Origin of the sequence: Candidatus Epulonipiscium viviparus, assembly GCF_030708075.1 — a bacterium.
Taxonomy (GTDB): Bacteria; Bacillota; Clostridia; order Lachnospirales; family Cellulosilyticaceae; genus Epulonipiscioides; species Epulonipiscioides viviparus.
The window spans coordinates 2,520,186-2,541,584 of sequence record NZ_CP117982.1 but is presented as its reverse complement, the minus strand read 5'-3'; the positions used below and the strand labels follow the sequence as shown (position 1 = coordinate 2,541,584).

Sequence of the window (21,399 nt, the reverse complement as noted above, 5' to 3'; positions counted from 1 at the left end):
GGATGGTTATAATGAAATCAAGGGAGGTTAAAATGAAAAAATTAACAGGAAAGCTCGGACATGCTAAACAATTTGGTTTATGTGCATTAGCTTCGTTTGCATTTACTGGAAGCGTTGTTTTTATGACTGTTTCTGCTGTTGGAAATACTGATGCTATTGATAGCAAACTACAAGATATCACACACGTATTAAACGCAAAATACTATGGCGAGATAGATGCTACTTCTTTAGAAGAAGGGGTATATAGAGGATTTGTTGCGGGTGTTGGTGATCCTTATACATCATATTTTACGCCAGATGAATTTACTGAATTTATGGAAAGTGCTAGCGGCATCTATGCAGGCATTGGAGTTCAGATGACTCTTGATAAAAGTGACAATAGTATACAAATCGTCGAAGTTTTTAAGGGGTCTCCTGCCGAAAAGGTTGGAATTTTACCCAAAGATAAAATCGTTGGTGCTGCAGGAACAGAAATTAATGGCGATGACTTTGATACAGTGCCCGATATAATTAAAGGGCCAGAAGGTACAAACGTACTAGTTGATATTTATAGACCCAGCGACAATACAACGTACACATTTGATATAATGCGTGAAAACGTTATTTACCCATCTGTCGAAGTTAAGATGCTAGAGGGTTTTGACGATATAGGTTATATTGAACTGCGAAGCTTTGAAGAACTAACTTATAGCCAGTTGGTTTCTGGAATCGAATCTTTAGAAGCCGATGGTGCCAAAGGACTTATTCTAGACTTACGCAATAATCCTGGTGGATTGCTTCATATAGTCGAGCAAATTGTCGATGAATTTTTAAGCGAAGGCATCATTGTTTCTGTAGGTATAGGCGATAAAGCTGAGCCAACATTCGCCGATAAAAAGATAAATGACATCCCGCTCGTTGTTATTGTCAACGAACAAAGTGCTAGCGCGAGCGAAGTTTTAGCAGGCGCACTAAAAGACCATGGCCGAGCAAAGTTAGTTGGCTCCAGAACTTTTGGAAAGGGAATTGTACAGACCATTCTTCCTCTTATTGACAGCTCCGCATTAAAGGTTACAACCAGCGAATACTACACTCCTTCTGGCATCTGCATTCAAGGAATTGGTATCGAACCCGACTATCCTGTCGAGCTTACTGCAGACCTTCTTATCAAAGCTGAGCTCACTTTCGACGAAGATGTGCAACTTCAAAAAGCCGTCGAAGTCTTATCAGAACAAATGTAACTTACCCATGTCACTACACAGAAAGGAGGAAGTTTTATAGAAAACTTATTAAACAACATTTATTTAGTAATCTTTGATCCAATATTTTTGATTATTGCTATTCTTATAGTAATTATGTACAAATGTGAAAACTCAAAATGGGAAATACTAGGAATAAAGGACATCATTCGTGGCACTGTAGTTGGTCTAATTTTAAGTACTCTATTAAACATATTTGAAATTTATATTCCCCTAACTTTTGGAATGCTCTTACTTGTACCTATCACAGTTGGTCTCATGAGCCTTAATCCAAAATTTAGCTGCTTTGCTTACGTTATTCCTTTTACATATTTTTTAGGAGAAATCCTAGAAACATTTAATTTATTCATACCTCTTTTTCACTTACCCTATCGCGAGTTTATTGTTTTAATCGGGTTCTTGCATCTTGTAGAAGGTATTTTTGTCATTAAATACGGTTCAGAAAATGCCAAAGCAGCTCCTCTGTTTAATGGTCAAGCAATTGTTAAAGGTACAGCAATGAAAAAGTTTTGGCCAGTTCCTCTCGTAATTTTTATCACCAGCAATGGTACGCTTATTCCTTTATACACTATTCTTGGTTATGCCGATCATACTCACTATGATGCCAAAGAAAAATCGCGTTATATGGGTAAAATGGTATTGATATACGGAATTTTTGTATTAATTATCGGCTGGCTTGCATTTGAACGTGTGCTATCATTAGGTTTGTCACTGCTAATGCTTCCGCTAGGACACGAATTGATCTTCTTCATAAATTATCTACCCCTTAATTCTTCTACAAAAATAAAAAAATTTCAGTAAATTATATGCACCTCAAAAGTTTAGATGAATATAATAATATTACCTAGAAATTACATCTTGATTTTGCTATAATACTCCAAAGAAAATTTTTAGGAGGTACTTATGAAGTATTTAATAATTTCGGATGTTCATGGTTCATATGAAGGAGTTTTAGCCGCGCTTGCTGCATTTGATTTTCACAAGTGTGATAAAATTATTTTATTGGGTGACATTCTCTATCATGGACCTAGAAATCCACTACCAAAAGGCTTTGACCCTGCGCAAGCTGCAACATTATTAAACGAACACAAAGATAAAATTATTTGTGCTCGAGGAAATTGTGACTCAGAAGTTGATCAGATGGTTTTGGATTTTCCTATCCAGGCCCCTTACGCACTTATTGTTGATAATGGCGTTGAAATCTTTGCCACACACGGACATTTATATAACCCCGAATATTTACCTATCACTAACAAAATTGACATCTTTATGTATGGACACACACATTTATATGACTTAACATTACACAATAACATCTTAATGCTAAACCCGGGTTCTGTGGCTTTACCCAAAGAAAATCGTCCTAAAACGTACGCCATATACGAAGACAAAAAGGCATATATATACAAGCTAGATAATCATGAAGAATTACTACAGATATCCTTAACATGATAGAATAAATCTTTAAACTTAAAAAAACCTTCCTTCATACAAAAAATTACACAAAGTGCTGCACCTCCCATATGCAGCACTTTTACTTTGTCAAAATATAGCCCAAAAGTATATTATTGGAACTAATAACGCAGGCAAGAAATTTATCGTCTTGATTTGTACAACTTTTAAGATGCTCAATCCCGTACACAATATTAGTATTCCACCCACCACACCTATTTCTGCCATCAACGCTGGTGTAAAAAAATCTGCCAAATAGTTTGCCAACATATATATACTTCCTTGCCACGCAAACAATATCGGTGCCGCAATAAGAATTGACAACCCAAAGCTTGAGGCTAGCACCATCGATGTAACAAAGTCTAATGTGCCGTTTGTAAATAGCAATGTATTATCATGATTTAACGCACTTTCTATAGGCCCCAATATTGCCAATGTTCCCACACAAAATAGCAATACCGCGGTTACAACCCCTTCTATATTTAATCCCGTAAATCTAGATTTCAACCCATTTACTCTAGCATCCAAATCTATACTTTCTCCTACATATCCTCCTATTGCCAATGCCACTATAAACAACACTGGCAACTCGCTCTTTGCCATATTGCTTACCAACGAGTTTATACCTATTGCTGTTGCCGCCAGGCCCATTGCCTGCAGTAGCGTTGCACTCTTCTTTTCGTTTATCCCTTTTTTTAATGCGCATCCTATCAGTGTTCCTGCAATAATAGTCCCCGTGTTAAAGTATGTACCTATCATATATTCCCTCCTTATTTTAATGAACGAATCTAAGTATAGCAACTCATCGCTCATTTTTCAAGGAAGTGTTTTCGCAACTATATGTTTCTAACACCTTGCAATTTATTGGTTTGGATGTTATAAATAAAAAAAGTACAAAGGAGAATTTTTATGACTATAATTTCTATTAGACTGCTATACCAAGATATATCCAATTTTAGAGAGGTGGAGGTTGCAGGCTGGATCCGTTCTGTACGTGATTCTAAAACATTTGGCTTTATCGACCTAAACGATGGCACATTCTTTAAGGGGGTTCAAGTTGTATTCGATGACACTATGCCCAACTTTAAGGAAATAGCAAAGCTTGGAGTCGGCGCATCTATCATAGTAAAAGGGAGCGTGGTTTTAACTCCTGACCAAAAACAACCGTTTGAAATTAAAGCTTCTGCTATTACTATAGAAGGCGAATGTCCACCAGATTATCCTCTACAAAAGAAGCGCCACTCATTTGAGTTCTTGCGAGAGATTGCTTATCTAAGACCGCGCACCAACACTTTTGCGGCAGTGTTTAGGGTTCGTTCTCTTGTTGCTTATGCCATACACAAATTTTTCCAAGACAGACATTTCGTATATGTACACACTCCAATAATCACTGCCAATGATTGTGAAGGCGCCGGAGAGATGTTTCGCGTTACCACACTCTCGGCAACAGAACCAAAATTGCTCAAAAATGGCGAAGTCGACTTTAGCGAAGATTTCTTTGGCAAAATGGCGTCACTTACTGTTAGCGGACAATTGAGTGCGGAAACCTTTGCCCTTGCTTTCAGAGATGTATACACATTTGGACCTACCTTTAGAGCTGAAAATTCTAATACTCCTAGGCATGCTGCCGAGTTCTGGATGATTGAACCAGAAATTGCTTTTGCTGACCTCGAAGATAATATGAATCTAGCCGAAGATATGCTTAAATTTGTAATTCAGTATGTGCTTGATAATGCTCCAGAGGAAATGGCCTTCTTCAATAGCTTCGTCGACAAAGGCATCAAAGATAGATTAATATCCATTCTCAAGTCTAATTTCGGCCAAGTCACTTACACCGACGCTATCGATATATTGCAAAAATCTGGTCAAAAGTTTGAATATAAAGTAGAATGGGGAGTGGATCTACAAACAGAACACGAACGATATTTAACCGAAAAACACTTTAAGAAGCCTGTATTCGTCATCGATTATCCTAAAGATATCAAAGCATTCTATATGCGATTAAACGCTGATAACAAAACCGTTGCTGCAATGGATCTGCTAGTTCCTGGCGTTGGAGAGCTTATTGGAGGCAGTCAAAGAGAAGAGCGACTAGATGTTCTTAAGCTACGAATGAAAGAATGCAATCTCAACGAAGAAGACTACTTCTGGTATCTAAACCTCAGAAGATTTGGTGGCACTAGACATTCTGGCTTTGGCCTTGGCTTCGAGCGACTTGTTATGTACCTTACTGGCATGACTAATATCAGAGATGTCATCCCATATCCTAGAACAACCGGTTCTGCAGAATTTTAAAATCGAAAAGGAGCAGTGATTGTGACCCCATCAGCTAAAGAAAAAACAACCAATACTAAAACAACTTCTGCCAAAACTATCAAAGACAACGCCGCTTCTACTAAAACTATCAATACCAAAGCCGCTTCTGCCAAAACTAAGACAATGCCGCTTCTACAAAACTGTTAAGACCAAAGCCGCTTCTACCAAAACTGTTCGACCAATGCCGCTTCTACCAAAACTGTCGAGGCCAATGCCGCTTCTACCAAAACTGTCGAGGACAATGCCGCTTCTACCAAAACTGTCGAGGACAATGCCGCTTCTACCAAAACTGTGAGGACAATGCCGCTTCTACCAAAACTGTCGAGGCCAATGCCGCTTCTACCAAAACTGTCGAGGACAATGCCGCTTCTACCAAAACTGTTAAGGCCAATGCCGCTTCTGCCAAAACTGTCGAGGACCAATGCCGCTTCTACCAAAACTGTTAAGGACCAAAGCCGCTTCTACCAAAACTGTTAAGGCCAATGCCGCTTCTACCAAAACTGTTCAAGGACCAATGCCGCTTCTACCAAAACTGTTAAGGACCAAAGCCGCTTCTACCAAAACTGTTCAAGGCCAATGCCGCTTCTGCCAAAACTGTTAAGGCCAAAGCCGCTTCTGCCAAAACTGTTAAGGACCAAAGCCGCTTCTACCAAAACTGTCAAGGATAACGCCACTTTTACCAAAATTAACCATACTAAAATATCCTTTACTGACACTGCACAGCTAGTAGATGAGACAATTATGGAGATATCAGCTATTCTTTCAAAAGAAGATACGGTCGATGCGCGCTCATCTCGCAACCAAGAAGACATGATAATGAAACATGCGATGCAGGTCTTTGCACAAGTTGTTATCGAATACTTTGGTGAAACTAAAAAAGTCAAAGAAATCGTTTATACCGAAGAAATTGACCTAAAATTTATAAACAGACGAATGGATTACTTGTTTTTAATGGATGATGACACTTATACACACTTTGAAATTCAGACCACCGACAACGTAGAGGAAGATTTAGCACGATTTAGCATTTACGATGCGGTACTTTTCTCTCAAACAAAGCGTGAAGTTTACACATATGTTATATTTTCCAATAATATAAAAAATCCCATAACCGAATACCAAAACGGATTCAACACTTATAAAATAAAAGCAATTTTCATGGCTAATAAAAATGCAGACGAAATTCTTACTCATATCGAGACCAAACTTATCAATGACGAAGCGCTAACCTCGGCTGACCAAATGGATCTGGTCTTTTTGCCAATAATGGGCGGCAAGTCTACCAAAGCAGCTAGATTAGAAAAAGCCTTAACATTATTTCAGCAATATGAAATTGATGAAAAAGATGACATTCAATCTATGCTATACACTTTTGCTCTCAAATTTTTAACCATTACTCAAATGAAAAGTATAAAGGAGATTGTTAAAATGACCGTTTTAGGACAAATGATCAAAGATGATGGCATCGCTGAAGGTATTAAAAGGGGTATGGAAAAGGGTGTGGAAAAACAACAACTAGAAACTGCCAAAGCTCTACTCACCCATTTCGCTGATGACGCTATCATTGCAGAAGTAACCAAACTTCCTATTGAAACTGTTGCAGATATTCGAAATACTGCTACTTCTCTCTAGTTTGTAGCGTATATAGAGGTATGCATCTCAAATCATACTGCTGCCTCTATATTTCCAGCCTCTAGGCACACTCTTTTTATATAGCGAATTTCTATATCGATATATAAGGCATTTCCATCGAAAGGGTGAAATCATGGCTAAATCCAAAAACCGCTCGCAATTACCAAAGTTAGAACATCAGTTGCACATGCTTGAGCTACAATATCAGTTACATATGCTCCAGCCACCATCAAAACATCGATTATATCTGCTTAAGCTCCAATTACTATATCGATTATATCCGCTGAAATTACAGTTTCGATATCAGTGGCATAAACTCGATCTGCTACAACCCCAGCTGCCTTTGCCCCAGCTGCAATCACCTCCTCAGCTGCCACAATTACCTGAGCCAAAATCGCAGCAATAGCGCTTAGCGTTGTCTTTGTCCCCAATTTCCAGCCTCTAGGCATACTCTTTCTATATAGCGAATATTCTATATCAATATATAAGGCATTTCCATCGAAAGGGTGAAATCATGACTAAATTTAAAAATTATCTCAAGCCTGATGCGCTCAAGCAACTCATCTCCACCAATCAAGGCACCAGCGAATTACAGTTCAAACGCCTCCTAAAATTTGCAACAAAGGGGAGCATCGAATCACAATATCAGGTCGGGCTTTGCTATTTTAAAGGCGATGGCGTTGATAAAGATGTTACACAAGCAATCGAATGGCTCGAGAAAGCCGCAAGTCAGGGGCATGCCGATGCTCAGTGGAGTCTTGTCTCTTGCTATCAATACGAAGATACTCGATCTCTGGATTTAGACAAAATTTTGGAGTGCTCTCAAAAGGCCGCTGATATGGGGCATTCCGCTGCGCAATACCAGATGGGCATTCGCTATTATCTAGGCGACGGGCTTTCATCCGATCCAGCAACTGCCATGGAATATTTTCACAAATCTGCAAATCTTGGTTATGCACTTGCTCAGCTCCGACTCGGCTACTGCTACCAATACGGAGATGCTGTAGCTCAAGATCTCACCAAGGCTGCTGAATGGTTTAAATTGGCCGCCAAAAAAGGTAATGCAGATGCTCAATATTCTCTCGGATTTTGCTATCGCTACGGAGAGGGCGTTTCCGAAGACTTTGCCCTATCTAATGTTTGGTACCAAAAGGCCGCAACACAGGGCCACGCCAATGCACAGTTTATTTTAGATATCTCCAGTACCTCCAAAACCTCTCAATCATCAGTCATTTCTCAGGCTATGCTAGATGAATCGCTATCTGCTGCAGAGCTAGGGGACCCCAACGCGCAATATATTCTCGGTCTTTGCTATTTTAAAGGTGAACTTGTCCCCAAAAATCTCACACAAGCGGCTACATATTTTCACGAAGCTGCCCGTCAAGATCATGGCAAAGCTCAATACGAACTCGGCAAATGCTATTTTTATGGCTATGGAAAAATTCAAGATTTTACACAAGCGGCTACACTATATCAAGCGGCTGCCAATCAGGGACTTGCCTGCCAGCTCGCAATATCAATTAGGCTTCTTTTATCATCAGGGACAGCCCGTCGCTCAAAATTTCGCCACCGCAGTAAATTGGTATCAAAAAGCTGCAACTTTCGAATTAGCTGCAGCGCAAACAGCCCTCGGTTTTTGCTATTATCACGGTGAGGGCGTATCTCAAGATTTTGATATTGCAGCAGAATGGTTTACAAAATCTGCCAATCAGGGACATGCAATCGCGCAGTTTTATCTCGGCGTTATTTATGCTTATGGCGAGGGTGTTTCTCTCGATCTTAGCTTAGCTGCCAAATGGTTTTCTGCATCCGCGGCTCAGGGAGATGCCGAAGCTCAATACAACTTAGCCATTTGCTATGCCACTGGGCAGGGTGTCGTTCAAGATTTTTCTACGGCCGTTGAGTGGTTCAAAAAAGCTGCTGCCCTAGGAAATACACTTGCTGAGCAACAGCTTGAATTGCTTCATTCTAATTGTTCCGATCAGTAAGCACCCGCCGCCAAATGGTTTTCTGCATCCGCGGCTCAGGGAGATGCCGAAGCTCAATACAACTTAGCCATTTGCTATGCCACTGGGCAGGGTGTCGTTCAAGATTTTTCTACGGCCGTTGAGTGGTTCAAAAAAGCTGCTGCCCTTGGAAATACACTTGCTGAGCAACAGCTTGAATTACTTCATTCTAATTGTTCCGATCAGTAAGCACCTGCTATTGCATTGCTCGAGTTGCCACCACTGATACGCCTGTATCTAACAAATCTTCAATTATTACATCATACATTTTCACGGGTGCCTTCACTGTAACCTCGTTGATTGCTTTCATGCATTCATTAATTAGCTCTTTCGGTATGTCTCCATCTGTTTTAACCGGGAGGCGGTTGTGTACTCCTCCCTCGATTTTGACGGTTGATGTTACCACTCTTGTTGGTGCTGTTACCTCTTTGACTCCATATGTTACTCCTTTCGGACAGCTATTTCCTACTACTGCAAGGTCCGCATTTACAACCAGTCCGCATCCTTTTGGACATACAATACATGTCAACTCTTTATTCATTTAACAGTCCCCCTTCTTTACATTTACGACAATTCCCTTATTGGCTGCCCCCAATAAATTTTTCGGGATTACAATTTTTTCCATTTCTGCTGGCAGCAGGTGCTTCTTCTTCTGCGACATCACCACTTTGTCTCCGCTTTTCACTTCTATCCAAACATCTTTATACACCTGGCGCACCCTAAAAAACACTTCTACAAATTTATTCATTCTGTCCATATCGATTTTTTGTGGCACTGTGTACCCAACGCCTTCTCCATTTGCCACGACTATCATGTTCTCCGAATGCGTATACGGTGTAGCTATATATTCGGCCGCGCTCTCTCCAGCTTTCATACTTTCTTTCGTAACGAAATCCACCAGGTCATGCACATGCAAAACGTTTCCACAAGCAAATATTCCTGGTATTGCTGTTTGCATGTCTTCGTAGACTGCTGCGCCATTTGTTCGCGGATCCAACATTATTCCCGCATCTTTTGTGAGCTCATTTTCTGGTATCAGCCCCACAGATAGCAACAAAGTATCGCATTCAAATTTAATCTCTGTGCCAGCTATCGGTCTAAATTTTTCGTCCACTTTGCTAACCACCACTTCTTCTAATCGTTCCTTACCTCTTATATCAGTTACGGTATGCGAAAGATAGAGCGGAATATTATAGTCTTCTAGGCACTGAACTATATTTCTATTTAACCCGTTTGAATATGGCATGAGCTCCACCACAGCCAAAACTTCTGCCCCCTCTAGCGTCATTCTTCTCGCCATTATTAGCCCTATATCTCCTGATCCCAAAATCAAAACTTTTTTACCCACCAAATATCCTTCCATATTAACATATCTTTGCGCCGCACCTGCTGTAAAAACTCCCGACGGTCTCTCTCCCGGAATCGCAATGGCCCCTCTGGTTCGCTCGCGGCATCCCATTGCCAACACCACCGCTTTTGCCTGAATCTCGATGCTCCCTTTTTCTGAATTCATAGCATAGACACGCTTATCTGCCGTTACCTCCAACACCATTGTATCTGTTAACACCTCTACGTTTTTCTCTTCTATCATCTCTATAAACTTTCCAGCATATTCGGGGCCCGTCAGCTGCTCTTTAAAATAGTGCAACCCAAAGCCATTATGAATACACTGATTGAGTATGCCTCCCAGCTCTTTATCTCTTTCTATTATTAGGATGCTATCGACCCCCTTTTCGCATGCTTTGTATGCTGCAGCCAATCCCGCTGGTCCCCCACCTATCACAACCAAGTCATAATTCATATCAGTTTCCTCCCCCTCAGTTTAGTTACTTCCTTTAGCAGTCTTTGCCGCCAATATATACGAATTCGCTTTATCTAGCATCACATCTTCATATGCGATTCCCAACTCTCTTGCGATGATCTCCACAACTTTTGGTGCGCAAAACCCTCCTTGGCATCGACCCGACCCTGCTCTCACTCTGCGCTTTACCGCTTCTACCGTTGTTGCCGGCACTGGCGAATGTATTGCATCAACAATCTCACCCTCTGTAATTCTCTCGCATCTACATATAATTCTGCCGTATAGCGGATTTTCATCAACCTTCTGTTGCCATTCCTCTTTGGTACTCTCTGTAAATCTGGCTACTTTGCGAGTGTCTACAAAATTCTCTTTCTTCGTTAGCTCCAAATCAGTTAACATTGCCACGATGTCTTCTGCTATTGCTGGCGCAGAGGATAGCCCCGGAGATTTCATCCCTGCGATATTTATAAAATGCGCACTCTCTTTTATCGGTCCTACGATGAAGTCATCCACATCGGCAAGCGCTCTGTTTCCCGCAAAGTTTCGAATGTTATTTCTATATTCAATATTTGGACATGAGATCGCCGCCATCACCTTTACTTTATCGAAGCCCTCTAGCGTTGTTGCAACATCATCCTTTGCAGCTGCGTCCACAGCGGTTGGCCCCACTATTAGATTTCCATGCGCTGTTGGTGAAATCAATATGCCCTTTCCTACTGCAGTTGGACATTGAAATATTACATGATTTACCAATTCGCCACTCACTTTGTCTAACAAAAAGTATTCACCCTTATTGGCCTTTATTGTATACGTTGCCGTTGCCAACATATTTTGAATTTCATCTGCATATAACCCAGCCGCGTTAATTACATATCGAGCATGTAGTTTTTCCGTCTCTCCATTATGTATTACGTCTAGTATAAAGCTTTCATCGTCTTGCTTTACGATTCCCGTTACTTTGTGATTTAGCTTAACTTCAACACCATTTGTTACAGCGTTATCCATAAACGCAATTGCCATTTCATAGGGGCTCACCACTCCTGCAGAAGGAGCGTATAGCGCCGCCACTATATTTTTGCTCAACGCAGGCTCTTTCTTTAACGCTTCTACAGCAGTTAGAATCTCCAAATCTGGTACGCCGTTTGCGACTCCCCTCTCATATAACTTTTGCAAATGCGCTTCGTCCGCAGAGTTGAAGCCCAATACCATCGACCCCACTTTTTTATACGGAATTTCCAGCTTCTCTGCAAGCTCTTCTATCAGTTTATTGCCCCACACATTATACTTTGCCATAAGCGTTCCTGGCTCTGGGTCATATCCTGCGTGAACAATTCCGCTATTTGCTTTAGTTGTGCCTGCAGAAACGTCGCTCTCCTTTTCCAATACTACAACGTTCAAATTATATTGCCCAAGCACCCTTGCCACACTCGCGCCACTTATGCCTGCACCAATTATTGCAACATCTATCATATATTCGTCCTCCTATTATAACTCCCAAATATCCGAATTTGTAGTTGACAATGCCAACGCACCTTGCTGTAATGCAGTTATCACATCTTCTTTATCCGAAATCAATCCCCCTGTTATAAGCGGAATAGACAGTTCTTTTACTAGCTTCTTTATTATCTTTGGCGCAATTCCAGGCAAGATTTCCACAAAATCTATACACCTAGTTTTTGTTTGCTTTTTAATGTTCTCAACAGAGAGCGAATCCAATACAAAAAATCGCATCACCGTTGTAAGCCCCAGCTTATGTGCTGCAGTGATCACAGAAATCTTGGTAGAAATTATTCCATTCACTTGTGTGGTCTCTTTTAAAAACTGTACGCTGATCGGCTTACTCTCAAGCCCCTCTATCAAATCCAAATGCACCACTACAAATTTTCCCGCAGCTTTTAATCTTTTAATTATTTTTCCAATATTACATACATCACCAAACAAAACAAACACTACATTTACCGGTGCTGTCTGCGCTTTTTCTAGGCCGTCCCAATCTTTCACTGCCGCTATAATTGGCGCCTCTTCCAGTAATTCTATGACATTCATATTTTGTCCTCCAACATATAAAAAAGAGCAACGCAAACAAGCCTCTTACAACTTGTATAGCATCACTCTTTTTCTCCGCTACAATATATATCTATAGAATATAATAAATTTGCCCCAATGTCAATATACGATTAGAACAAATTTCCAATTTAATTTTGTACAGTATTGTCGCCGTATTCAGCTTGACTTACCTCAAATTTCCATTATACTTATATCTATTAAGATAAATACATCTTGTTGTTTTATTTTAATAAATATTAATAAAGGGTTGATGTATTGTGCAAAAATATATAATGGCGTTAGATTCTGGAACCACAAGCAATAGAGCAATTTTATTTAATGAACAAGGTGAAATTTGTAGTATCGCACAAAAAGAATTTACACAGATATTTCCGAAACCCGGCTGGGTTGAACACAATGCCAACGAAATTTGGTCTACTCAACTTGGTGTTGCTGTCGAAGCGATGTCCAAAATTGGTGTACTTCCCACGCAGATTTCGGGAATCGGAATTACCAACCAACGCGAGACCGCTATAGTTTGGGATAAGGCAACTGGCGAGCCCATCTACAATGCGATAGTTTGGCAATGCCGCAGAACTTCTGAGTATTGCGATAGCCTCAAGGAGAAGGGGCTTGCGGAAACTTTTCAAAAGAAGACCGGGCTTATAATTGATGCCTATTTTTCTGCAACCAAAATCAAATGGATTTTAGACAACGTTGCAGGTGCGCGAGAAAAAGCCGAGAACAACGAGTTGCTATTCGGCACAGTTGAAACGTGGCTTATATGGAAGCTAACCCGAGGCGCTGTTCATGTTAGTGATTTTTCCAATGCGTCTCGCACGATGCTCTTTAATATTACAACGCTAGATTGGGATAATGAAATACTTGAAGAACTAGATATTCCTCGGTCGATGCTCCCTGAGGTTAAGCCGTCTAGCTGTATATATGGCGAATCGGATCATCAATTTTTTGGTGCAGCGATACCTATCGGCGGCGCTGCGGGCGATCAACAATCTGCATTATTTGGGCAAACTTGCTTTAACAAAGGAGATGCCAAGAATACATATGGCACAGGTTGCTTTATGTTGATGAACACCGGAAACACTCCAGTATTTTCCAAAAACGGCCTTCTCACTACCATTGCCTGGGGTTTAGACGGAAGCGTAACATATGCATTGGAGGGCTCCATTTTCGTTGCAGGAGCATCAATACAATGGTTGCGTGACGAGATGCGCCTGATTGATTCCGCGGCCGACTCTGAGTATATGGCAAACAAAGAAAAAGATACCAACGGTTGTTATGTGGTACCAGCTTTCACAGGATTGGGAGCTCCGCATTGGGATCAGTATGCCAGAGGCACCATCGTCGGAATCACTCGCGGTGTCAACAAGTATCATATCATTCGCGCAACGCTAGACTCAATTTGTTATCAGGTCAATGACGTTCTTGCTGCCATGAAGGTCGACTCCGGCATTGAGCTTGCCACGCTTAAAGTTGATGGCGGTGCTAGTGCAAACAACTACTTGATGCAATCTCAAGCAAACATCGTAAATGTAGAAGTAGAGCGACCAGTGTGTGTTGAAACCACCGCCATGGGAGCTGCCTATCTCGCTGGATTAGCAGTTGGATATTGGAAAGATAAGCACGACGTCTTGGCGAATTGGGCTGTTGATCGAAAATTTGCCCCCAACATTGCGACAGATGTGCGCCACACCATGATTCAGGGTTGGAACAAAGCTGTTAAATATGCTTTTGATTGGGCACGCGAAGAATAATTACATTGCTGCTGCACGTGAAACAGGCATGTGCAGCCAAAAAAAAGGCCCCCTTCTTCGGAGACCCTAACAATTATTTTTTATCCAACATCCTCTAAATCTCTGTGGCTCATTTCTTCCATTTGCACTTCGTTTAGCTTATTTATGCGCTTATTTAGACGTATTAACGACACAAGCAATATTACTGTTAACACCAAGATTCCGGCCGTAATTGGTCTCTTGAAAAATATTAGCATATCGTTATCATAGCTCATCATGCTTGTTACAAAATTCATCTCCATTATATCTGCTAATATCATTCCCAACATTAGCGGTATAACCGAAAAGTCTAATATTACAAATATATAGCTAACTACTAGCAAAACTGCGGTTATGATCAGCTCCTTTGTATTTCCTGTTGCGGCAAATGCCCCTGCAAAACAAAACAGAATAATTATTGGTGCCAGATACGTATATTTCACTTGTACAATCTTGGCCACGGCTCTTGTACAAACCAACCCCACCGCTATCAACGCAATGTTGGCTATCAGCGTGCCAAGTATTATACTATACGCCACAACGCCTTGCTTTGTAAACATTGTAGGTCCTGGCTGAATTCCATGCAAAATGAATGCTCCTAATAACAACGCCGTTACTCCATCTCCAGGAATTCCTAGCGTTAATAACGGAATCATGGCAGAACCTACAACCGCATTATTACTTGCCTCCGCTGCTGCAACGCCCTCTAATGCACCTTTGCCAAATTTTTCCGGCGTCTTCGATGTACGCTTTACCTCGTTATAGCACATAAACTGGGCCACTCCGCCACCTACGCCAGGCATGGCTCCAATTATCGACGCTATAGTCGAAGACCGTAAACACGCGGGCACTATCGATTTCGCTTCTACTAAAGTCAACCCCTTATTATCAATTTTGGTTATATCATCGATCTTGCCACCCGAAACATAATAATCTCGTAATTTTAATATTACCTGGGTCAACGCAATAAACGCGATCATCGCTGGGACCATGTCGATACCAAACTTTAGCGTTTCTGTATCAAATGTAAATCGCCTAACTCCGGTTACAGCATCTGCGCCAATACACGCAATGAAGATTCCCAGCAACCCCGATATAACTCCTTTGGCTAAGTTATCGCCACTCACTCCTGCTAGCAACGAAATTCCCAAAATGGCCAACGCAAAATATTCTGTCGAAGCAAAGCCGCCAACCAATTTTGTTATCAATGATGAAAAGAACAACAATATCAAAGCTGAGAAAATTCCTCCAAACACTGACGCAAACAACGAGGCATCCAACACTTTCTTCACTTTTCCTTGTTGTGCCAGAGGGTATCCATCGAACGTTGTGGCTATTGCAGAGTTTGTGCCCGGCGAGTTTAGCAATATCGCACTGATCGACCCCCCGTACATTCCTCCAACATATACAGCAAGCAGCGAAATTATTGCAGTATCAGGAGAAGAAAAAGAATATGTTAGAGGCAATAGTAAAATTATTCCCAACGTAACACTCAGCCCTGGAATGCACCCTACTATTATCCCCAACAGTAATCCGCCCAAGATAACAGCGATATTTGTAAAACTAAGTACTTGCCCTAAGGCTGCTAAAATCATATCCATATCACCCATAGACGTCTAACCTCCAAATCCCGGCAACGAAATGTTCAAAACTAATCTAAACAAATAAAATATTGCAACTGCAGATACCAGCGTAAAGATATATATTGCCGGCTTGCGTTCACCCACATAAAACAGCAAAATCGGGAACACAATACATGCCGCAGCCACAAACCCTATTGCTATAATCAATATCGCAAACAGGCACAGCAACCCTATCATAATTATAGCCGGCAACTCTTTCTTAATATCAAATTCGTAAATTTTATCTTGTTTAAACACAACGCTCTGAACTATCAAAATTATAGATGCTATCAGCATTCCAATGATCGCAAAGGACGGTAAAATTCTTGGGCTTGGCGCTCCCGAATCAAACATAGGCAGCGGCACCTGACTAGGCAATACTATCAAAAGTATCGCGCTAATCACGCCCATAATTATTCCCGTCCATAAGTTGGTTTTTATTTTCATTCTATTCCTCCTCGTGGCCTTTTCTATATCTCATCTATCTCAGTGTTTCAAACGCTCCCTTAGCGATTAGCGACGCCTCTTCTACATAGGCAACAGCATCCGCTCCATATAACTCTTTTTTGTTTAGCATAATCTCTTCTATCCATTCGTAATATTCCGGCGAATTCCATACCGCTTTTGTAATTTCTTCCATTTCTGCAACCCATTCTGCAGGCGCTCCCGCACGAGTTGCAATAAATCCACCCGATGGCAAAATGTATTGCGAATAATCCACATCATCTCTTAGCGCCTCATGCTTATTTTCTCCTGCAACAGTTGGAATCTCAACAGCCTTTCCATCTGGGCCTACAAATCCCTCAAACTCTTCTATACTAAATGATAAAATCGCTTCCATTGTTCCGGCTTCCACTTCTTCTTTACCAGCCTGCGTGGTTCCCACAAATACATCAACCTCACCATCAGTCAAAGCCTTTTTCTGTGAAGCGCCCCCGTCATAAGGAATTACCATGGTCTTTCCTTGTTCTTCTGCAATCAGTGAGCCCAACGCCAAGTGCGGGTCGGACAACGGATTTCCGCCAGACATTTTTATTCCGCCATTTTTTGCTTTGGCTAATACATCCTCAACAGTTGTTCCAGGAGTGGAATATAAGATCCAAGTTCTATCATCAATAATTCCGATTGGCTGAATTTCGTCTCTATCAAAATCCACAATCTCTGTGCCATACTCTTTTCCCAAATCGTGTCTATAGATTACTCCATATCCATAGATCAATAGATCTGTAGTATCTGGGTCAAGTTCTGTATAGTATGTAGCCGCTGCAAACCCGTCGCCGCCAGTCATATTTTCCACGATGAAGTTTTTTTCTGGAAACAGCTCTCCTGCAACTAAGGCATATTTTCTTGCAATCAGATCCGCAGTTCCACCTACTCCATATGGACAAATGATTCTGACAGTACCAGAGCTCGATTCTGTGTTGTCACTTCCGCAACCAGAAATCGAAATCACCATGGTCGTCGCAACAAACAATGTTAATAACTTTTTAATCATATAATCTCCTCCTTAATATTCTTTAAACAAATTATATACTATAGTTTTCAATAAATCAATTTGCATTTTATACATATTTATCCTTATATTTTTGTCATTATTTTTTTCCGTTAATTAACTATATGTAAATTTTAAACAAATTATCAAGTCAGGTTTTATGTTTATCACAAAATAACATCTTTACTACATAATATAATTAATCATTTTAACTAATTATAAGCCTCCTACATTGAAAAAGAATTGTTCAACGACTATCGCCAACGCTCCAATATAAAAAATTTTGTCGCTCAGATTAGTTTTGATGATTAAATTTTCTTTATAATCTATTTCATATGTTTTATATTTCTCTACAAATTTACAATATATATATTCGTTAGCAAAAAATTCTCCATATACAATCAATTTTTGCGGTGCCATAAAAGTCATCGCATTAAACGCAACCACCGCTATCTTCGCTATCGCCTTATCTATCGTTTCTTTTACATACGCATCCACTTTTGATAAATCGGTTTTTAAATAATTTTTCACAACTGAAGCAATATTCATTCTTTCGCCTCTCGTTGCTTCATATAACAGCGGCGTCATCTCCTTAGAATAAATCAAACTTATATTGCTTACAATCGCATCAAACGATGTTACCGTTTCAAGACAACCGCACTTTCCGCATCTACATCGTCTTCCATCGCCATCTACAATGTAATGCCCCAACTCTGCAGCTCGCCCGTCTTCTCCTTCATATACCGCCTGGTCTATCACTATACTCGATCCCACTCCCGGAAACCACTTCAAAAATAACAAATTTTTATATTCCTTGCCAATTCCATATATTATTTCTGCTTGTGCAAAGGCCCGCATATTGTTTTGTACTATTATTGGAAATGGCAGATAGCTTTCTAGTATGTCTTTTACAGCCACCGGTTTGCTCCAGATTTCATAGGCCTTCTTGCTTACTCCTTCTGCAGAATCCACCAGCCCCCGCAAACTAACTCCTACCCCAATAATTTTTTTTGCAGCTTGTTCTAAAAATGCCAAGCAAGTATCCGCTACTTGCTTTAAAAAAATCTCGGCATCCACTCTTGTTGCTGTCTTTATCCTCTTGGTCAAGATGACATTGCCCTGCAGATTCGCTAAGCTTATATCGGTCGAAAACTTTTCGATGTTGATGCATAATGCGTATCGATTTTCATAGTTGATATTTATAAAAATTTCCTTACGACCAGCTTTTGTGCTTGTTTCATCTTCTCCAACCTCTACTATCAGCCCTTCTGCTATCATTTCAGAACATAGCTGGGTAATAGAAGCTGATGTTAGAGAAATTGTCTGCGCAATCAGCTTCCGAGACATCTTTCCATGATTATTTAGCAACCTCAATATCAGTTGTCGATTTTTTATTTTCAGCCTTTCTAAATTGCCACCTATGTTCTTCATTTACATAACCCCTCTTAATTAATATTTCATAACTTCAAACCCTAACATTCTTGCTAAGATTTCGAGCTCTGTTGCGATATCCCCATAGGCCACAACAAAGTGAGGCTCCCATCCGTCTTTTACACTTCTCGTTACCACATCTTTGCTATTTGCCTCAGGCTTTACCACAACCGATGTCCCTTGAAACTGCTTTGGCTTCTCCAAAATACTTCCAGACATCACAAAAAATCTAAACTTGCCATCGCCGTCCTTGCCAATTCTAAATACTGTCGCGACGTCATTTGCTTTGCAACCGAAATCCATAACTGGGCCTATTTTTCTATTCGGATGAATTCCTATATTAGCTTTTTCCGCATCTGCCAGAGAGCAAGGCGCCATTCCGCAATGCCAATAGGTTATTGTATTTTCCTCTTCATCCAACGAAACAGGATCTCCAAAAAATGTCACTTTTCCGCTCAATTTTGCTGCAATATACATAGATAGCGCACCAAATGTATCCGATTCACAACTAGCAGCAACTCCCAAGTCGTTTAACATCGACAATACCGCACAGACTGGTGTCCCATATGATACAAAAAAGTCTGGCCAGCATCTAGACGCGATTACTTGAATATTATTCTCTATTACATATTCTTTATACGCCTTCAACAATTTAGCAAAGTCCGTCATATTTTTTATATCAATTGCCTCATGATTGCAACACGATTTTTCAAACTCTACCAAATTTTCTGCGCACTCCGCATCTGCAAAAGTTTTTGCCTTATCAATCAACTCTCTCGCCTCAATACACTCCAATGTTGATCCGAAATATTTAGCAACTTCCACATCCAACGCGCGTCCAAATCCAAACCCTTGTGGCGTATGCCCTATAGATGCAATTTTAGTTTTTGTCAAATCATATTTTACTTTCGCAGCCTTTATCGTTGCTGCAATTTTATTTTGCACCTCTGATTCTTCTGGTGAGCCAAATATATACTCAAAATTGCCTTCTCTGAAATTTAGCAATGCGTTCCCTGCTGAATATGCTCCAGTCAGAGAGTTCAGTCTCAATCTGCCTCCATCTATTACAGGCTCTCGCAATGTCCATAGCAATACAGGGCAGTCAAATTTCTTCAGTACCTCTGTTATATACGCGGCATTGGCAAACGTAATATTTTGTACCACTACCAATTTCGGACTTATTTTTGCCAAAAATTTTTCTAGGCTGTCCATTGACAATAGCATTTCATCAGGAAAAATGCAAGCATCTGTCAAAGATTTTATCATTTCTATTGATTTATTAAATTCAATTTGCGCACTCTCTAAATGAAAAGTTGGAACTCCAATTGGTATATAAGCCATTTCAAACATAATATTTTCCTCTCTCGACATATAATTTTTATTTTTTGCAGCATCCACAAACAGATACTGCAGATCCTGTCTATAACGCTTTTCGATACAGCTCCGCAATATCTGATGCGGTAGTTTGTCTTGGATTAGCTAGTGTGTTGGCACTTTTGGCCGCGTCTTCTGCCATCGCTACAATCTTATCTTCCGTTACACCCACTTCACTCAACGATTGCGGAATACCCAGATCTTCGTTTAGATATTCTACTTCATATACCAGATCCACCGCCGATGTGTAGTTTGCCTTTCCTTTGCATATATAATTATAAATTTTTTCGTATCTCCCGTTATCGGTCAGTGCGTTATAGCTCATCACCGTTGGCATTAATATTGCGTTTGCCACACCATGGGGCACATTAAAATATGCGCTTACCGGATGGCTCATCGCATGTATACATCCTAGTCTAGCCCATGCAAACGCTATTCCCGCAAAGTTCGAACCCGCCATCATATCGCAAGCCGCTTCTACATCTTCTCGGTTGGCAACAAATCTACGGATGCTCCTTCCTATCATCTCCATCGCTTTTTCCGCCATAGCATCAGAAAACGGTGTCGCATTTACAGAAAGATATGCCTCCATTGCATGAATCAGAGCGTCTACTCCACAGGCTGCTGCTATATGTGACGGCGCACTCATAATTAGCTTCGGATCTAATATTGCATACTTGGGCAACATTTCGTAACTAAACACTGTCATCTTATAGTTTCTTGCCTCATCCGTAATAACCGCAGAAGCAGTAACTTCGCTCCCTGTCCCGGCCGTAGTTGGTATTGCTATTATTGGAACAATCGGCCCTGGTACCTTATGATTGCCTTCATAATCGGTAATTTTTCCAGCATAGGTCGCCAACACTCCAGTCGCTTTTGCCACATCGATGGGGCTGCCTCCTCCCAACGCTATAATACTGGTGGCCCCACAGTTTTTAAAAGCTTCCGTCGCTGCGGTCACTATATCTATAGTTGGGTTTGGCTTTACATCTAAAAATTTCGTATACCCAATTCCGCTATGCCCCAATATATCTTCAACCATTTTCACTACCCCTATGGCCGCAAGTCCTTTATCAGATATCAACAAAACATGTTCCGATTTATCTAAAATTTCTGCTAGCTTATGAAGGCTCCCTAATCCGAATTCTATATTTTGCGGTATCTTAAAACTATAATTTTTCATAATTTTCGTCTCC

General features: G+C 40.7%; 22 protein-coding genes and 2 pseudogenes. 11 read left to right on the top strand and 13 right to left on the bottom strand.

What is annotated here, in order from left to right; all coding sequences use genetic code 11:
- Positions 1–32: 32 nt before the first annotated feature.
- The 3 genes from PCY70_RS10660 (at position 33) to yfcE (ending at position 2,690) form a co-directional block, all read left to right on the top strand.
- Positions 33–1,220: a S41 family peptidase gene (locus PCY70_RS10660; RefSeq protein WP_305767339.1), complete on the top strand. Its 1,188-nt coding sequence runs from the start codon at positions 33–35 to the stop codon at positions 1,218–1,220.
- A gap of 114 nt (positions 1,221–1,334) precedes the next feature.
- Complete coding sequence (locus PCY70_RS10655) at positions 1,335–2,039, top strand: hypothetical protein (RefSeq protein WP_305767338.1); 705 nt, start codon at positions 1,335–1,337, stop codon at positions 2,037–2,039.
- A 102-nt stretch (positions 2,040–2,141) separates the two neighbouring features.
- Positions 2,142–2,690 carry a phosphodiesterase gene (gene yfcE, locus PCY70_RS10650; RefSeq protein WP_305767337.1) on the top strand — a complete coding sequence of 183 codons (549 nt, stop codon included), beginning with the start codon at positions 2,142–2,144 and terminating at the stop codon, positions 2,688–2,690.
- Between the two features lie 90 nt (positions 2,691–2,780).
- On the opposite strand, the gene PCY70_RS10645 is transcribed toward yfcE, so the two are convergent.
- Entirely contained in the window at positions 2,781–3,449 is a 669-nt protein-coding gene (locus PCY70_RS10645) for a DUF554 domain-containing protein (RefSeq protein ID WP_010168269.1), read from the bottom strand.
- Between the two features lie 150 nt (positions 3,450–3,599).
- On the opposite strand from PCY70_RS10645, the gene asnS reads away from it, so the two are divergent.
- Positions 3,600–4,985, top strand: coding sequence for an asparagine--tRNA ligase (asnS, locus tag PCY70_RS10640; RefSeq protein ID WP_305767336.1), 1,386 nt, complete (start codon positions 3,600–3,602; stop codon positions 4,983–4,985).
- Between the two features lie 21 nt (positions 4,986–5,006).
- Entirely contained in the window at positions 5,007–5,153 is a 147-nt protein-coding gene (locus PCY70_RS10635; RefSeq protein WP_305767335.1) for a hypothetical protein, read from the top strand.
- Between the two features lie 14 nt (positions 5,154–5,167).
- Here the strand turns inward: PCY70_RS10635 and PCY70_RS10630 are convergent, their stop codons facing one another.
- On the bottom strand, positions 5,168–5,428 hold the full coding sequence (locus PCY70_RS10630) for a hypothetical protein (RefSeq protein ID WP_305767334.1): 261 nt from the start codon (positions 5,426–5,428) through the stop codon (positions 5,168–5,170).
- Between PCY70_RS10630 and PCY70_RS10625 the strand changes: the two genes are divergently transcribed.
- Positions 5,428–5,607, top strand: a complete 180-nt coding sequence (locus tag PCY70_RS10625) for a hypothetical protein (RefSeq protein ID WP_305767333.1) — start codon at positions 5,428–5,430, stop codon at positions 5,605–5,607. The two genes, PCY70_RS10630 and PCY70_RS10625, sit on opposite strands and share 1 nt — an antisense overlap.
- Positions 5,608–5,747: 140 nt before the next feature.
- Complete coding sequence (locus tag PCY70_RS10620) at positions 5,748–6,638, top strand: RpnC/YadD family protein (protein WP_305767332.1); 891 nt, start codon at positions 5,748–5,750, stop codon at positions 6,636–6,638.
- Between the two features lie 251 nt (positions 6,639–6,889).
- Here the strand turns inward: PCY70_RS10620 and PCY70_RS10615 are convergent, their stop codons facing one another.
- A complete protein-coding gene (locus PCY70_RS10615; protein WP_010168250.1) occupies positions 6,890–7,069 on the bottom strand; it encodes a hypothetical protein in 180 nt (59 codons plus the stop codon).
- 83 nt (positions 7,070–7,152) lie between these two features.
- On the opposite strand from PCY70_RS10615, the pseudogene PCY70_RS10610 reads away from it, so the two are divergent.
- The 3 genes and pseudogenes from PCY70_RS10610 to PCY70_RS13875 all read left to right on the top strand — a co-directional run.
- Positions 7,153–8,121 (top strand): annotated as a pseudogene (locus tag PCY70_RS10610) (SEL1-like repeat protein); the annotation flags it as partial.
- Positions 8,027–8,626, top strand: a complete 600-nt coding sequence (locus tag PCY70_RS13880) for a tetratricopeptide repeat protein (protein ID WP_416387532.1) — start codon at positions 8,027–8,029, stop codon at positions 8,624–8,626. The pseudogene PCY70_RS10610 and the gene PCY70_RS13880, both read left to right, overlap by 95 nt.
- A gap of 57 nt (positions 8,627–8,683) precedes the next feature.
- Positions 8,684–8,833: pseudogene (locus PCY70_RS13875) on the top strand (SEL1-like repeat protein); the annotation flags it as partial.
- Positions 8,834–8,840: 7 nt separating this feature from the next.
- On the opposite strand, the gene PCY70_RS10605 reads toward PCY70_RS13875, so the two are convergent.
- The 4 genes from PCY70_RS10605 to PCY70_RS10590 are packed head-to-tail and all read right to left on the bottom strand — an operon-like array spanning position 8,841 to position 12,491.
- A complete protein-coding gene (locus PCY70_RS10605; RefSeq protein ID WP_010168248.1) occupies positions 8,841–9,185 on the bottom strand; it encodes a DUF1667 domain-containing protein in 345 nt (114 codons plus the stop codon).
- Positions 9,186–10,445: an NAD(P)/FAD-dependent oxidoreductase gene (locus PCY70_RS10600; protein ID WP_305767330.1), complete on the bottom strand. Its 1,260-nt coding sequence runs from the start codon at positions 10,443–10,445 to the stop codon at positions 9,186–9,188.
- 21 nt (positions 10,446–10,466) lie between these two features.
- Entirely contained in the window at positions 10,467–11,915 is a 1,449-nt protein-coding gene (locus tag PCY70_RS10595) for an NAD(P)/FAD-dependent oxidoreductase (RefSeq protein WP_305767329.1), read from the bottom strand.
- Positions 11,916–11,930: 15 nt separating this feature from the next.
- Entirely contained in the window at positions 11,931–12,491 is a 561-nt protein-coding gene (locus tag PCY70_RS10590; RefSeq protein ID WP_305767328.1) for a glycerol-3-phosphate responsive antiterminator, read from the bottom strand.
- Between the two features lie 278 nt (positions 12,492–12,769).
- Between PCY70_RS10590 and glpK the strand changes: the two genes are divergently transcribed.
- Positions 12,770–14,266, top strand: a complete 1,497-nt coding sequence (glpK, locus tag PCY70_RS10585; protein ID WP_305767327.1) for a glycerol kinase GlpK — start codon at positions 12,770–12,772, stop codon at positions 14,264–14,266.
- A gap of 80 nt (positions 14,267–14,346) precedes the next feature.
- Here glpK and PCY70_RS10580 read toward each other — a convergent pair whose 3' ends face one another.
- From PCY70_RS10580 to PCY70_RS10555, 6 genes are all read right to left on the bottom strand, one after another.
- The gene (locus tag PCY70_RS10580) at positions 14,347–15,894 is read right to left on the bottom strand and encodes a tripartite tricarboxylate transporter permease (RefSeq protein WP_305767326.1); all 1,548 of its coding nucleotides are present in this window, start codon (positions 15,892–15,894) and stop codon (positions 14,347–14,349) included.
- Positions 15,895–15,900: 6 nt separating this feature from the next.
- A complete protein-coding gene (locus PCY70_RS10575; protein ID WP_305767325.1) occupies positions 15,901–16,353 on the bottom strand; it encodes a tripartite tricarboxylate transporter TctB family protein in 453 nt (150 codons plus the stop codon).
- 34 nt (positions 16,354–16,387) lie between these two features.
- Positions 16,388–17,401, bottom strand: a complete 1,014-nt coding sequence (locus PCY70_RS10570; protein ID WP_305767324.1) for a type 2 periplasmic-binding domain-containing protein — start codon at positions 17,399–17,401, stop codon at positions 16,388–16,390.
- Positions 17,402–17,614: 213 nt separating this feature from the next.
- A complete protein-coding gene (locus tag PCY70_RS10565; protein WP_305767323.1) occupies positions 17,615–18,829 on the bottom strand; it encodes an ROK family transcriptional regulator in 1,215 nt (404 codons plus the stop codon).
- Positions 18,830–18,847: 18 nt separating this feature from the next.
- A complete protein-coding gene (locus PCY70_RS10560) occupies positions 18,848–20,179 on the bottom strand; it encodes a hypothetical protein (RefSeq protein WP_330696981.1) in 1,332 nt (443 codons plus the stop codon).
- Between the two features lie 70 nt (positions 20,180–20,249).
- Positions 20,250–21,386 carry an iron-containing alcohol dehydrogenase gene (locus PCY70_RS10555; RefSeq protein WP_010166702.1) on the bottom strand — a complete coding sequence of 379 codons (1,137 nt, stop codon included), beginning with the start codon at positions 21,384–21,386 and terminating at the stop codon, positions 20,250–20,252.
- Positions 21,387–21,399: the final 13 nt, after the last annotated feature.

Excerpts from the sequence above, each read along its gene's own strand:
- PCY70_RS10655 (WP_305767338.1), top strand. The coding sequence starts at position 1,335 with ATGTACAAATGTGAAAACTCAAAATGGGAAATACTAGGAATAAAGGAC.
- PCY70_RS10625 (WP_305767333.1), top strand. The coding sequence starts at position 5,428 with ATGCCGCTTCTACCAAAACTGTTAAGGACCAAAGCCGCTTCTACCAAA.
- PCY70_RS10620 (WP_305767332.1), top strand. The coding sequence starts at position 5,748 with ATGGAGATATCAGCTATTCTTTCAAAAGAAGATACGGTCGATGCGCGC.
- PCY70_RS10645 (WP_010168269.1), bottom strand. The coding sequence starts at position 3,449 with ATGATAGGTACATACTTTAACACGGGGACTATTATTGCAGGAACACTG.
- PCY70_RS10660 (WP_305767339.1), top strand. The coding sequence starts at position 33 with ATGAAAAAATTAACAGGAAAGCTCGGACATGCTAAACAATTTGGTTTA.
- asnS (WP_305767336.1), top strand. The coding sequence starts at position 3,600 with ATGACTATAATTTCTATTAGACTGCTATACCAAGATATATCCAATTTT.
- PCY70_RS10560 (WP_330696981.1), bottom strand. The coding sequence starts at position 20,179 with ATGTTTGAAATGGCTTATATACCAATTGGAGTTCCAACTTTTCATTTA.
- PCY70_RS10555 (WP_010166702.1), bottom strand. The coding sequence starts at position 21,386 with ATGAAAAATTATAGTTTTAAGATACCGCAAAATATAGAATTCGGATTA.
- PCY70_RS10600 (WP_305767330.1), bottom strand. The coding sequence starts at position 10,445 with ATGAATTATGACTTGGTTGTGATAGGTGGGGGACCAGCGGGATTGGCT.
- PCY70_RS10605 (WP_010168248.1), bottom strand. The coding sequence starts at position 9,185 with ATGAATAAAGAGTTGACATGTATTGTATGTCCAAAAGGATGCGGACTG.
- PCY70_RS10565 (WP_305767323.1), bottom strand. The coding sequence starts at position 18,829 with ATGAAGAACATAGGTGGCAATTTAGAAAGGCTGAAAATAAAAAATCGA.
- PCY70_RS10590 (WP_305767328.1), bottom strand. The coding sequence starts at position 12,491 with ATGAATGTCATAGAATTACTGGAAGAGGCGCCAATTATAGCGGCAGTG.
- PCY70_RS10570 (WP_305767324.1), bottom strand. The coding sequence starts at position 17,401 with ATGATTAAAAAGTTATTAACATTGTTTGTTGCGACGACCATGGTGATT.
- PCY70_RS10595 (WP_305767329.1), bottom strand. The coding sequence starts at position 11,915 with ATGATAGATGTTGCAATAATTGGTGCAGGCATAAGTGGCGCGAGTGTG.
- PCY70_RS10575 (WP_305767325.1), bottom strand. The coding sequence starts at position 16,353 with ATGAAAATAAAAACCAACTTATGGACGGGAATAATTATGGGCGTGATT.
- PCY70_RS13880 (WP_416387532.1), top strand. The coding sequence starts at position 8,027 with ATGGCAAAGCTCAATACGAACTCGGCAAATGCTATTTTTATGGCTATG.
- yfcE (WP_305767337.1), top strand. The coding sequence starts at position 2,142 with ATGAAGTATTTAATAATTTCGGATGTTCATGGTTCATATGAAGGAGTT.
- PCY70_RS10580 (WP_305767326.1), bottom strand. The coding sequence starts at position 15,894 with ATGGGTGATATGGATATGATTTTAGCAGCCTTAGGGCAAGTACTTAGT.